The 11,906-nt window shown below is 55.5% G+C and carries 12 protein-coding genes and 1 riboswitch; of the genes, 8 read left to right on the forward strand and 4 right to left on the reverse strand.

Going from position 1 to position 11,906, the window contains the following annotated elements; all coding sequences use genetic code 11:
- Window positions 1-108 precede the first annotated feature (108 nt).
- The 6 genes from ACZ495_RS05285 (at window position 109) to pgl (ending at window position 5,702) form a co-directional block, all read left to right on the forward strand.
- Complete coding sequence (locus tag ACZ495_RS05285; RefSeq protein WP_464262770.1) at window positions 109-1,062, forward strand: bile acid:sodium symporter family protein; 954 nt, start codon at window positions 109-111, stop codon at window positions 1,060-1,062.
- Entirely contained in the window at window positions 1,062-2,291 is a 1,230-nt protein-coding gene (locus tag ACZ495_RS05290) for an aromatic amino acid transport family protein (RefSeq protein WP_464262771.1), read from the forward strand. The genes ACZ495_RS05285 and ACZ495_RS05290 overlap by 1 nt, the downstream gene beginning before the upstream one ends.
- A gap of 11 nt (window positions 2,292-2,302) precedes the next feature.
- Entirely contained in the window at window positions 2,303-2,683 is a 381-nt protein-coding gene (locus tag ACZ495_RS05295; protein ID WP_072312062.1) for a RidA family protein, read from the forward strand.
- A gap of 189 nt (window positions 2,684-2,872) precedes the next feature.
- The gene (locus tag ACZ495_RS05300; RefSeq protein ID WP_012624762.1) at window positions 2,873-3,613 is read left to right on the forward strand and encodes a class I SAM-dependent methyltransferase; all 741 of its coding nucleotides are present in this window, start codon (window positions 2,873-2,875) and stop codon (window positions 3,611-3,613) included.
- Between the two features lie 22 nt (window positions 3,614-3,635).
- Complete coding sequence (locus ACZ495_RS05305; protein ID WP_012624761.1) at window positions 3,636-4,694, forward strand: YfgM family protein; 1,059 nt, start codon at window positions 3,636-3,638, stop codon at window positions 4,692-4,694.
- Between the two features lie 261 nt (window positions 4,695-4,955).
- Window positions 4,956-5,702, forward strand: coding sequence for a 6-phosphogluconolactonase (gene pgl, locus ACZ495_RS05310; protein WP_291441235.1), 747 nt, complete (start codon window positions 4,956-4,958; stop codon window positions 5,700-5,702).
- Window positions 5,703-5,985: 283 nt separating this feature from the next.
- Here the strand turns inward: pgl and ACZ495_RS05315 are convergent, their stop codons facing one another.
- Together ACZ495_RS05315 and ACZ495_RS05320 are read right to left on the reverse strand one after the other, a co-directional pair.
- Window positions 5,986-6,825, reverse strand: a complete 840-nt coding sequence (locus ACZ495_RS05315) for a hypothetical protein (RefSeq protein WP_464262772.1) — start codon at window positions 6,823-6,825, stop codon at window positions 5,986-5,988.
- Between the two features lie 8 nt (window positions 6,826-6,833).
- Window positions 6,834-7,616, reverse strand: coding sequence for a sirohydrochlorin cobaltochelatase (locus ACZ495_RS05320; protein WP_012624758.1), 783 nt, complete (start codon window positions 7,614-7,616; stop codon window positions 6,834-6,836).
- A gap of 163 nt (window positions 7,617-7,779) precedes the next feature.
- Between ACZ495_RS05320 and rfbD the strand changes: the two genes are divergently transcribed.
- Both rfbD and ACZ495_RS05330 read left to right on the forward strand, forming a co-directional pair.
- Window positions 7,780-8,667, forward strand: coding sequence for a dTDP-4-dehydrorhamnose reductase (rfbD, locus tag ACZ495_RS05325; RefSeq protein ID WP_296983668.1), 888 nt, complete (start codon window positions 7,780-7,782; stop codon window positions 8,665-8,667).
- Window positions 8,668-8,900: 233 nt separating this feature from the next.
- Window positions 8,901-9,986, forward strand: a complete 1,086-nt coding sequence (locus tag ACZ495_RS05330; RefSeq protein ID WP_012624756.1) for a DUF3179 domain-containing protein — start codon at window positions 8,901-8,903, stop codon at window positions 9,984-9,986.
- Window positions 9,987-10,352: 366 nt separating this feature from the next.
- Here the strand turns inward: ACZ495_RS05330 and ACZ495_RS05335 are convergent, their stop codons facing one another.
- Together ACZ495_RS05335 and crcB are read right to left on the reverse strand one after the other, a co-directional pair.
- Window positions 10,353-10,679, reverse strand: coding sequence for a DUF190 domain-containing protein (locus ACZ495_RS05335; RefSeq protein WP_012624755.1), 327 nt, complete (start codon window positions 10,677-10,679; stop codon window positions 10,353-10,355).
- Between the two features lie 8 nt (window positions 10,680-10,687).
- Entirely contained in the window at window positions 10,688-11,077 is a 390-nt protein-coding gene (crcB, locus tag ACZ495_RS05340) for a fluoride efflux transporter CrcB (RefSeq protein ID WP_072312057.1), read from the reverse strand.
- Window positions 11,078-11,513: 436 nt separating this feature from the next.
- A riboswitch (Fluoride riboswitch) is annotated at window positions 11,514-11,572 on the reverse strand.
- Between the last annotated feature and the right edge of the window lie 334 nt (window positions 11,573-11,906).

Raw genomic sequence — 11,906 nt, forward strand, 5'->3', positions numbered from 1 at the left:
AACTATTTATTGATAGTAACTTTTTTGTTCACACTCTTGCCATCCACACGCCAGTCTGACAGTATGCCGATGTCCGCATACTACGCCTCAGGCGGAGGAAACACAGACTTGTTGCGTCTTGCGATCATCATCAGCGCCGCCCTCACGCGCTACATGGGCCTTGTGGTTATTGCCTGTTCCGCTCTGGCCCTTTGGCGGCCTGAGCTTTTCCGGTGGGTTGCTCCATACGTTACCCCGCTTCTCGGACTTATCATGTTCGGCATGGGCATGACTCTACGCGTGGGAGACTTCAGCCATGTGCTGGCCCGCCCACGCCATATCACTCTGGGCATAGCCGCCCAGTTTGGCCTGATGGCCCTGCTGGCCTTTGTTTTTTGCCATGCCTGCTCCCTGCCGCCGGACATGGCCATGGGCCTTGTTCTCGTTGGCACAGCCCCCGGAGGCACCGCCTCCAATGTTCTGGCCTATATCGCCAAAGGCGATGTGCCGTATGCCGTAACACTTACCTCCCTAGGTACTTTTCTCGCTCTTCTCTTCATGCCTGCCCTTACATGGCTTCTCGGTGGCGTGTGGATACCTGTAGATGTGGGCGGCCTTGTGGTTTCCATCAGCAAAATAGTGGTGGTCCCCGTACTTATGGGCCTTGCGGCACACCGTTTTTGTGGTGGCCTGACCCGTCGCGCCCTGCCCTTTTTGCCCCTGCTTTCCGCCCTGACCATTACACTGGTAGTGGCAGGCATTCTGGCAATAAATGCCGCAAACATCCTGCAGGCCGGTCTGGATATTTTTATGGCCGTCATCTGCCTCAATCTTGCCGGCCTTGCTTTGGGCAGCCTGCTGGCCCGGATTTTCCGGCTTGACCGCAGCACCGGCCGCGCCTTGTGCCTTGCAGTGGGTACCAAAAATTCCGGGCTTGCCACTGCGCTTGCCCTGGCCCACTTTTCACCTGCGGCAGCCATCGCCGGCGCCCTCTACAGCGTATGGCAGAACATTTCCGGAGCGCTGCTTTCCAATTTTTTTCATACCCGCCCAACGGATATCACCCCAAACAAGGAACTGTAATGGACTTCCGCTTTTCTCCTGTGCTTGGCGGCACCACTCTTGTTGCCGGCACGGCCATAGGCGCCGGTATGCTGGCCTTACCGATGGCCTCGGCCGGAATGTGGTTTTCGTGGTCAATCGGGCTGATGCTGATTTCCTGGATCATCATGCTGCGTTCAAGCCAGGCACTGCTGGAAGTGAGCATGCATTTTGAACCCGGGGACAGCTTCCATACAATGGTCCGCGAACTGCTGGGACCCAAATGGAGTCTCGTGAATGGCTTCGCCGTTGCCTTTGTGCTCTACACCCTGGTGTATGCCTATGTAAGCGGGGGCGGATCCATAATCGAGCAAAGCATTACCTCCATAACCGGCACCGCGCCCCCGAGGCTGCTCAACAGCCTTGTATTCGCCCTGCTGCTCACAGTATTTATCTGGTGGAGTTCCGAAGCGGTCGACAAGTTTTCCATCCTGCTTGTGGGCGGCATGGTCATATCTTACTTTATTTCTGTCAGCGGCATGATAACCCACTTGCAGGTAGACACACTGCTGGACCGTGGTGGCAGCGGCGGAGAAATGATCTTTCTGTGGGGGGCCGTTTCCACCTATCTGACGTCCTTCTGTTTTCACGCTTCTGTTCCGAGCCTGGTCAAGTATATGGGCAAAGAGCCGCGCACCATTGATGCGAGCCTGCGCTACGGCACAATCGTGGCCATGGTCTGCTATATATCCTGGCTGACTGCCGCAGACGGCAACATTTCGCGCGCGGACTTCAGAGGCGTTATTGAAGCGGGCGGCAACGTTGGCGACCTGATGGCCGCAGCAGGCAACAACCTGAGCAGTTTTTTGATTCTGCGGATGCTTGAAGGATTTTCGCTTCTGGCCGTTTCAACTTCTTTTCTGGGAGCAGGCCTGGGACTTTTTGACTATATGGCCGACCTGTGCAATTTTGACAACAGCCGCTCCGGAAGAACCAAGACCCTGTTGGTCACCTTTGTTCCGCCTATCCTGGGGGGCCTTATCTGGCCTGACGGCTTTTTGCCCGCCATCGGCTGGGCTGGTCTGGCATCGGCATTCTGGGCAGTCATCATACCGGCCCTTTTGCTCAGCAACAGCCGCAAGCGCTATGGCAAGGCCGTGTACACTACGCCGGGCGGCCGCCTGACAGTGCCGCTGCTTCTGGCATATGGCTGCTTTGTCGCTGTTTGCCATACGCTTTTTGTTTTCAATCTTTTACCCATGTACCGCTGAAAGGAGCAATCATGAATAAGGAAGTCATCAGCACAGACAAGGCTCCTGCCGCCGTTGGCCCGTACAGCCAGGCCATCAAAACAGGCAACTTCATATTTCTTTCCGGGCAGGTCCCCATTGATCCGGCAACCGGCAAACTGGTGGAAGGCGACGCCGCGGCTCAGGCCATCCAGTGCTGCAAGAATGTGCTGGCAATCCTTGAATCACAAGGCCTGACTACTGCGAATGTCGTGAAGACAACAGTTTTCATTACCGACATCAAAACCTTCGGCGCCGTCAACGAAGTGTACCAGCAGTATTTCAGCGCCCCCTGCCCCGCACGCTCCTGCGTAGAGGTCAGCGCCCTGCCGCTGGGAGCCAAGGTGGAGATCGAATCCATCGCCGCAGTATAAGCTTTACGCAATTTACGGCAAAACGGTGGGAAATGCGAAACGCGCATTTCCCACCGTTTTTTTGCGTGAAACATTGTCTGAAAATTTCACCTGTTTTTCTTCCGGCAGTTTTTTCTTGCCATTTTGACCTCTTTGCAAAATAGTGGGATATTAAAAAACAATCAAACGATCTGATCAAAAGGCAGAACCATGAAGCGGTGGCATTGGAAGACCAAGGGCCTCTCTGCCCTGAGCAAGCAGCAGAACCTTCTGCAACACAGTCTGGCGGTCTGGCCTCGCAGGGGGAAAACCCTGCTGGAGGTCAACTGCGGTCAGGGGATGTTTTCACCCTTGTTGTGGGAATGCGGTTTCGACCTGACGGCAACAGAGCTCCGCCCGGAACTGCGGGCGCGGGCCGCCGCCGCAATGGGCTGCCGCGCAGAAATAGCCGCTGCCGCAGATGATCACCTGCCCTTTGATGACAGCTCCTTTGACGGGGTTGTCCTGCACCTCTCCAGCGGCGACAGAGAAAAAGTGAAAATCGCCGTACGCGAAGCCTTGCGTGTTTCTTCCGGCGGCCTTGCCGTTACCTTCTGGAACAGCGCTTCCCTTGCTTACCTGCTGCACTGCCTTCAAGGCCGAAAAAAAACCTGGCCCGGGCCTGCGCACCAATGGTGGAGCATCTGGCGCCTGCTCAAAGATATGGGAGACGGCAAGGCCTGCGGCATGAGCACTCTTGCCGGACCGCGCAGCGCCTGGAACCGTTCCTGCCCGCTGGGCGGTTGCGTTCACAAGCTGCCCCTTCCCCTGGGAGCATGGTGCGTCATTCGCCTTGATCTTGGCCCTGCACGGCCCGTAACGCCCATGCCGCTCAAGATCAAGGGGCAGCGCCTGCGCAGGCCTGAACCGGTGCTGGAGTATGGTTCAAAAAATTCCCTGAACTCTCAGTGAATTAGAAAATATCAGGTGTGTCATGAATTTTCCCGCTATTTCCCGGCTGATTTCCTTTGTGCGGCAACATATTCTTGTGTTCGCCGCGGGCATATTGATCGTGATCGTTGCAGTGCTGTTTTACAGCGGCTGGCGGTATTACCAGTTCCGTCAGTCCAGCCTCTATGCCTATGAAGAATTGCGTGATGCCCTGAAAAACGCCCAAACAAACAATATCGCGGAGCTGGTAGACTTCAACGCGCTTTCCCGGCAGCTAGCGGCCAACCTGATGCGAAGCTATCCTTTCCTCAAGGCGGGCCCGGATCAGGAGCGCCAGATCAGCGACATGATACAAACCGCCCTGCTCAGGCAACTTCGTTCCAAGCAGGAGGCTGCCAAAGAAGAGCCGGACCTGAAAACACGATTAAAAACTCCGCTCTATGCCTTGCCCTCAGACTTTCTGGAGCAGCTTTCAAAAACCATCAGCTTGCAGACAGCCAGCGAAGGCACTGCCCTGCTGACAGCCAGGATACGACATCCTCTGCTGGATAAAAATTTTCCGCTGATTCTGCGCATGGATAAAACCGCCGAAGGATGGATCGTGCGCAGCCTGGTGAACGGGCCGGAACTTACACGCCAGTTTCGCGAAGCCCAGGTGGAACGCATGCGCGGCCAACGACAGATGATCGTTGACAAAAATGCACAGACAGAACGGCGCATCAGGGATCTTTTTCCCCTTCAGTCCTGCTCTGCAGATGCCGGCCTGATTTCAGACGGCAGCACCCTGCTTGTGGTAGTGCGCGTACTTGCACGCGACATCGGTACTGTGGGGGTAAACAACATGAACCTGTTTGCCGAAATCTCCGATGCTTCCGGCAGCAATCTGCTGAGCCGCAACCTGAATGCCGTGCAGCCCGTGCGCCCGGGCGAGGACTTCAAACGAAGCTGGACCATTGAGCTGGACGGGCGCAGTGAACTCGGCCGCCGCCTGCTACAAGGATTACCCCTGAAGTGCACGGCGGCATGGAAGACCCTCGGACTCGACAACGGCGAGGTGCTGCATATTTCCGATACTCCGGAACCTATCGAAGAATTTCAATAGTTGCGGCACACTATTGGCACAAATAGGACTTTTCTCTCCGATGCTTCTGTGCCATAGTAAGAGTTGTCGCCCTGCCTCATCAGGGCAAAAATTTTCGTCATGGCTGTCGGTAAACAGTGCGGCCTGACCGGTCGAACAGTTTAATGGCGCCGCGCCCCGCAAGGCCGGAAATTCCCGGCTGCCAGGACGCGTTTTGCAGGCAAGTTCCCGCAAAACGGCCATGCAGGCCGTTTCCATCGTCAACTTTGAAGGAGCCGCCACATGTCGGGCCTCAGCCGATCCATCCATCTTACGGTGCACATTCATAAAGACCCGGCCGCCATGGCCGAGCGCGCCGCACATATTCTTGCCGCCGCTTGCGAAGAGGCTGTTGCTGAAAGGGGTGTATTCCGCATTGCCCTGTCCGGCGGGCAGACTCCCATTCCTCTTTTCCGGCTGCTTGCCGGTGACGACTGGGCCGACCGGCTGCCCTGGGACAAGATAAGCATTTTCTGGGTGGACGAACGTTGCGTGGGGCCGGAACATGCCGACAGTAACTACGGCCTGGCCCGCAGGGAATTTCTCGGACATGTCCCGGCTACGCATTTTTACCGCATGCGCGGCGAAGAAGATCCTGTAGAAGCTGCCGTCAAGTATGAAGGACAGCTCCGTGCCGAATTCGACCTTGGACCGCAGGACCTCCCCCGTTTTGACTTTATGCTGCTTGGCATGGGCGAAGACGGGCATACCGGTTCCATTTTCCCCCATTCCCCAGCCCTTGCGGAAAAGAAGCGGCTGGTTATTGACCAGTACGTTCCGGAACGCAAGGCCGACCGCCTTACCCTCACCCTGCCGGTGATCAACAATGCCCGCTGCTGCATGTTCCTTGTGACAGGGGCCGAAAAACATGATGTGCTCTCCCGCGCCCTCAACCTGCTGGCTCCGCCCACACTGCCCGCCCAGATGGTGCGACCCGGCTTTGGCGATCTTGTATGGGTCGTGGATGAAGCTGCGGCCACAGGCGTATAGCCTGAAAACATCATAAATCTTAGTGTATTGTGCCAAAATTCGAAGAGGCTGCATCCTCTCTAGGAGCTGGCTTTCACCAGGAAAGACAAGAGAACTCCCCGAGGCCGATCACCTTTTTCAGCCTGAAAACCGGACATAACACCCTCCGCACAGGTATAAACAATCGGCCAGCTTTTCCCGGAACAAAACGGAAAAACTGGCCGATTGTTTTGCGCTGCTTGTACCCGCATACGCGAAGTTTTTGCACATATGCTTCGCCGGGTGCCCTGCCTGGCAGTTTTTGTTACTGTAAAGCTTTAAGGATTGAGGCAGCGGATACGGAAGAAAGCGCCTGACCATCCACAATAACGGCGGGCAGGTTCTTGATGCCATAATATCTGCTTATCTGCTCAGCCTGGTAAAGATTAACATTTCCGGCATCGTAGCAATACCTTGCCACGCTAAGTTCCTGACTTGCAGGAACCGGCGGCCGCAGGTGTGAAAGATAGGCATAGTGGATGGGGTAATCCGTATTTTTTACAGTGGCGTCATATTCATTCTGAAAAGGCACTGCACGTCCACGGGTGCTTTTTTGCTCGGCCTTGACCTTGTTCCACTGCCCCAACGCATACGTCAGGTACGGCATGGCCTGTCCCGGGCGTGAGTGGGTAATCCAGATAGCCAGCCCCATAAGGTCCGTTCCGTAATATTCCTTGCTGTTGGCAAAAACTGCAATTTTGCACTGCTGGGGAGAAAGGGACCGGCTGGCATCGACAACAGCCTGCCATACTTTTTCACTCTGCGGCGCGGCAAAATCAAGCAATACAAGAACTTCGTGCGGTGCAGTGGGGTCGCCAAAAACTACAGGATAAACTTCATGTTTCCACTGTGGACGGTGTGCAGCCTCGCCTTCGATGGTAGGAACACTGCCGCCCATTTTTTGAAGCATGGCTGCGCCTTCGGCCGTGGCCGAACGCATGTTTGGCATATTCTGGTGCAGATGCGGGTTATACTGGTTGGTCTTGCCGTTTTGTACAGTCGGCGACAAACTTACAGCGCCTCCGGCGGCATGGCCGCCGCTTCCAGCCCCACAGCCAGCAAGCAGCATCGCCGCACACAGCATGGTCATCAATAATCCGCGCATAAATTACCTCATACAGATTCAAAACAGGACTGGGCGGCAGCCTCCAGGTGGCGCAACCATATCTCAGCAAAACCGGCGTATTCCGCCGTACCTTTCAACACCGGCACGCACTGGCGTCCCTGCGATTCCACACGGCTGCGCCACGACTGGCTGTCCTGCCCCGCCATATCCTTAAGCGCGTGATTGCCAACCACTGAAAGCAGCGGCATGAGCCACACCCTCTCGGAAGCAAGACGGGGCAAAATATCCTCAAGCAACACAGCTCCGTTCATGGCTCCCACATGTACGTGGGCGTCAATCCCATAAACGGCTTCCGCCAGGTCGGCGTAACGGGCCACGGCCTGATGCTCTGCGCCGTGGCCCATAAAAATGACATCCTCATGAACCGTACGCCCGGATGGCAGATGGTTCACGCAGGCATGGGCAGCGGCGTTTACATCATCCGCAGATGCCAGCATGGGATCACCAACATGGCAGCGCAGACCGCTCTGGGCTACTATTTCAGCCACAGCTGCGCAAACTTCGCCGTGTTCTCGCCCCGGTATGGTTTGCAAGGGCTGGACCGCCACATGGGTAAAGCGTTCCAGGCTGAGACGCCTCAAAGCCTTGCGGACGGAATCGCTCTTCTGTCTGGCTCGGGCCAGGCGTTCTCGCAACAGCAGTGAGGTATATGCCCAGCGCACGGGTATTCCCGGGTAGCGCTGGCGCACAAGCGCGTCAAACCCTTTGAGGGCATTCTGCCCCTGTGCGCTGCTTGCGCCAAAAGCTACCAATAATATTGCACGTCTCATGCGGCTAATTTGTACGTTACTTGCAGCATGGTGGCAAGACGGCAGTCGCCCGCAGTACGGGAAAAGCGTTGTATTGACCAGCATGACTCACAACGATACAGTGCCTGCATTATGGGACGTACGCTCCCTCTGGGGAAGGCGTGTACCGTGCCGGGAGGTTCAGATGGCAAAAGCGCTGATTATGGGAGGCGCAACCGGTCTGCTGGGGCAGGCCCTTGTTCGTGTGCTTGCGGCACGAGGCTGGCAAGTGGCGACCCTGGGCAGGCAGGACGGCAATGTGATGGATTTTGACTTCTTACAGTCACGTCTGCTTGCGGCACACGCGGACGTGGTTTTTAACGCTGTAGGCTTTACGGCTGTTGACGCTGCCGAAGATGACCCCGACGCGGCTTGTGAGGCAAACCGCACCCTGCCCGATGCGTTGGCGCACATTCTTAAAACTCTCGGCAACGGATACCTGGTCCACTACAGCACCGACTTTGTTTTTCAGGGCCAAGGAGAAACTCCGCTGACCGAAGAAGACGAGCCGCATCCCTTGTCGGTATACGGCAGCACCAAGCTCGAAGGCGAGCAGGCTGTACTGCGCGAATTGCCCGAGCGTTCCTGCGTGCTGCGCACGGCCTGGCTTTTTGGCCCCGGCCGCAAAAATTTTGTGGACACCATCGTGGCAGCCTGCGAAAAACGCGACACCATCAACGTGGTTCACGATCAGGTTGGCTCCCCCACGTATAGTATGGATCTGGCGCAATGGAGCGCCGCCCTGGCTGAAAAACAGGCCACAGGACTCTGGCACGCCGTTAACAGCGGCCAGGCCAGCTGGTGCGAACTGGCTTGCGAGTCCATCAACCTCGCGGCCGCTTCCTGCCGGGTTATGCCCATCGATTCGGCCCAATGGCCCCAAAAAGCCCAACGGCCGGAGTTTTCCGTGCTGGATAACAATAAACTGGGCGCCTTCCTGGGCAAAAAGCCACGGCCATGGCCCCAGGCTCTGCGCGACTATATTTTTAGTGATTACCTGCCGTCTCACCGTAAGGAGAAAGACAAGCATTGACCTCTCGCCAGCAGACCATTCCTCTTCTGCCAGGCCCCAGCCGAGACGCCACGGCAGGTAACTGCACCTGCAGGACACGTGTACGGCTCACCAACGGCCGCAACACGAGGCATAAACCAGGGCGCTGTACGCCCTGCCGTTTGCAGGATATATTTGCGTTTTCTGCTTTGATTCTGCTGGCGTTGTGCACTCTGCTGCTCTCCCCTGCTGAAAGTCAGGCACGGCCCAAAAGCATGGCCGATCTGGCGGCTATTTCCGGTAAACTGGTGGAAACGGGCGTCAGTTACGGGGCCATCCCGTCGCTGTACAGGCCGCGCTATGACCGCATTCTGGATGCGGACCTTAACACCAGCGCTGATGAAATTGTTTTTGTGGTCATGCTGCCCGATGGCCCGCGCATATATCTGCAGCGCTATATGGTCTGGCATCAGGTTGTTAATGAACTTATTGACGACGTGGCCTACACCATCACCTACTGCCCCACCACAGGTACGCTCATGGCCTACGATGCCTCCATGGGCGGGCTTAATCTTATTTTTGATGTCGAAGGCCGCCTTTATGACGGCAACAGTGTGCTTATTGACCGCAATTCCGGCAGTCTCTGGCTTCAGGAAACCGGCATGGCTTTTGAAGGCCCCCTCATGGGCAGAGGACTGCCAACCATTCCGGTGTTCTGGACAACGTGGGGGGCCGCGCGCAGCGTCTTTCCCCAGGCATCCGTCATGGCCAAACCGGCAGGAAGCCGCCCGTACGGGCGCGACCCCTACGGGAACTACCAGCGCAAAGGCACCTACTATGACAACGACAGGCTTATCTACCCGGTAGAACGCCTGGACAGGCGTTTTCCGCGCAAAACACATATGCTCTGCCTGGAATATGAAAACTACCTGCTGGCTATTGATGTGGCCTATGTGAAGGAAAAAGGGACAGTTAATTTCTTTGTAGGACCGCACGCACTGCTGGCTGCCCATGACCCGCAACTGGATGTCGTGCGCGTGTTCAACCGGCAGATATGGGCTGAACCGTTTCTATTTGTCAGCCGTTACGGCAAACTGATGGATTTGAAGACACGGAGCGTCTGGGACCCGGCCACCGGAAAAGCCCTGGAAGGCAACATGAAAGGGGCCGCCATGCCTGAATATTTCGGCGGCTATTCCATGTGGTTTGCCTGGTACAGCATCAACCCCGAAACGCTTACTGTTCCCGGGCCGGGTGAAGTGCCGGAAAATCTGCTTTCCCCTGATGCCCCGGGGCACGACAGCCCAGCCCCCGGCTCTGCTGCCACTCCCGCCGCCACAGGGCTTCCGCCAGCCCCCTGACAGGATACGGCGATCAACTGTAACTATCCAGCCGCAAGTCTTTCAGGCGACAAGCTAAATCTGTGCCCGACTCATATAGAAGCTGACTTGCGGCAGCGACACTGCAACTGTCTGCTCAAATATCAAACACAACACAACCTACTTGTATTGCGCATGTTTTACCGAACGGCACGCGGCACGCACCCGACGGTGGACTTGATCCACTGCGTAAGCCAGAGTCCGGCATATCCAGCGTGCAGAGGTCCTGATCTATCCTTTCGAGCAGATCAACGTTGAAATGCTTCACACTTCAACGTTGTCATGCTTCGGGAAAATACAATTTTCGACAGTATTCACGTCGTGTTACGGCCGCAGAACTTTCATGCGCTAATCCTCCCGTTTTTCTCCGGTGACGCCAAATTCAATGGGTATCTTTATATAAAAAATACCGAGCTGCTCTTCGTTAATTTTTGCGAACAGCAAATCCGCCTGTACCGCATCCACAGCCATCGTCACTTCTACAGGCTGCTCGCCCATTTCAAAGAAATGGACCGAATAGTATTTGCCGTTCCGGCCGTATCCTCCTTGAGCAGTTGCCACAGTCGCCCCCTTGATTCCGACCGCCTTTGCCTGCTGGAGCAGCCACTCTGCAAGGTTTACCATGCCGTGAACGCGTCCCTGCTGCGTAAAAAACGTAAGCTGATAGCCGTGCATATGTTCCCCTATCGAAAACAGGTCCGTAATAACGCAAACGTCCCCATGCCGAGCAGCATCATAATAAGTGAGCCGCAAACATGCAGTACTATGGCTGCCACGGCAGTCATGATGCGCTGGCCTTGCAAAAGAACGCCGATTTCCGCTGTAAATGTTGAAAAAGTCGTCAAGCCGCCAAGAAACCCGGTAATGATGAGCAACCTAAATTCCGGCCCTACCGCAGGCAGCGCATTGAACATACTGACAGCCACACCGATGAGATACCCGCCAAGCAGGTTGGCCGCCAGGGTTCCAAGCGGTATGGGAAGAAATATGGCGTTCAGCATCAACCCCAGAAACCACCGCAAGATGGCTCCGCAAGATGCCCCAATACTTATGAGGGCAAGCGTTTTAAGCATACAATTCTCCGTCTGTCATCACGTGCGCACAGGCACTACAAGTCCTTTTAAAAGGGCAGCCGCCAGAGCAGAGCATACTCCCGAAAAAACAAAAGCAGCCGCAGGGGATATCCCTGATACAGAAAACCGAAAGTTACAGACGCAGGCAAAAACAGCATTCCCGCGAGCATATTAAACCAGCCAAAGATGCAGCCACGCCGTCCTTCCGGCACAAAGTCTGCACCAAAAGCCTTTTCAACTCCCTCAGTGGCTTCAATAAAAAGCCCATAGAAACAAAACAGCCACAAAAGCAAGGGTACGCCCCCTGTCCGAAAGCACTGCCGGCTGCACTGAAAACAGCATGGCTATTGCAGATACCGAAACAAGAATGGTGAACAAAAAAGGCAACCACGTCATGGTGTGGTTGCCTGAAAATAATCTACCAACACCTTTACAAGGTCTGGCAGGAGTCATCAGCAAATGCGGTTCAAGGGGAACTCCATCCCCTGCATTCAAGTTACTGCCAACAAGGCCAAAAGTAAATTTTTATTTTGCCCGCAGCATGTTCGCACACTTTCGGCGGAATATAATTTTCCCATAGGGCTTGACCATAGCGCAAAATGTGGCTAATTAGTAATTGTTAGTAGATAACGTCATGCTTTAGCTGTTCCCCCTGGCTGAAGCCTTCTCCATAATGTCGCGGTCAAAAAACAAGCGACATGGGGTCAGGCGATTACCGCATACCTGGCCTCGAGCAGTCACTCTGCCCCCTTCCTAAATCAATCCCAATTGTTAATGAGCCAGTTGAGTGGTTCATTTTGCATGCCATGTAAAGAGCGCCTGCACAGCG

The sequence above is a fragment of the Desulfovibrio sp. GTC20076 genome (genome assembly GCF_055385905.1).

What these genes read in the sequence shown, in the direction of transcription:
- ACZ495_RS05290 (WP_464262771.1), top strand. Translation starts at nt 1,062, where the DNA reads ATGGACTTCCGCTTTTCTCCTGTGCTTGGCGGCACCACTCTTGTTGCC.
- ACZ495_RS05295 (WP_072312062.1), top strand. Translation starts at nt 2,303, where the DNA reads ATGAATAAGGAAGTCATCAGCACAGACAAGGCTCCTGCCGCCGTTGGC.
- ACZ495_RS05300 (WP_012624762.1), top strand. Translation starts at nt 2,873, where the DNA reads ATGAAGCGGTGGCATTGGAAGACCAAGGGCCTCTCTGCCCTGAGCAAG.
- ACZ495_RS05305 (WP_012624761.1), top strand. Translation starts at nt 3,636, where the DNA reads ATGAATTTTCCCGCTATTTCCCGGCTGATTTCCTTTGTGCGGCAACAT.
- pgl (WP_291441235.1), top strand. Translation starts at nt 4,956, where the DNA reads ATGTCGGGCCTCAGCCGATCCATCCATCTTACGGTGCACATTCATAAA.
- ACZ495_RS05315 (WP_464262772.1), bottom strand. Translation starts at nt 6,825, where the DNA reads ATGCGCGGATTATTGATGACCATGCTGTGTGCGGCGATGCTGCTTGCT.
- ACZ495_RS05320 (WP_012624758.1), bottom strand. Translation starts at nt 7,616, where the DNA reads ATGAGACGTGCAATATTATTGGTAGCTTTTGGCGCAAGCAGCGCACAG.
- rfbD (WP_296983668.1), top strand. Translation starts at nt 7,780, where the DNA reads ATGGCAAAAGCGCTGATTATGGGAGGCGCAACCGGTCTGCTGGGGCAG.
- ACZ495_RS05330 (WP_012624756.1), top strand. Translation starts at nt 8,901, where the DNA reads ATGGCCGATCTGGCGGCTATTTCCGGTAAACTGGTGGAAACGGGCGTC.
- ACZ495_RS05335 (WP_012624755.1), bottom strand. Translation starts at nt 10,679, where the DNA reads ATGCACGGCTATCAGCTTACGTTTTTTACGCAGCAGGGACGCGTTCAC.
- crcB (WP_072312057.1), bottom strand. Translation starts at nt 11,077, where the DNA reads ATGCTTAAAACGCTTGCCCTCATAAGTATTGGGGCATCTTGCGGAGCC.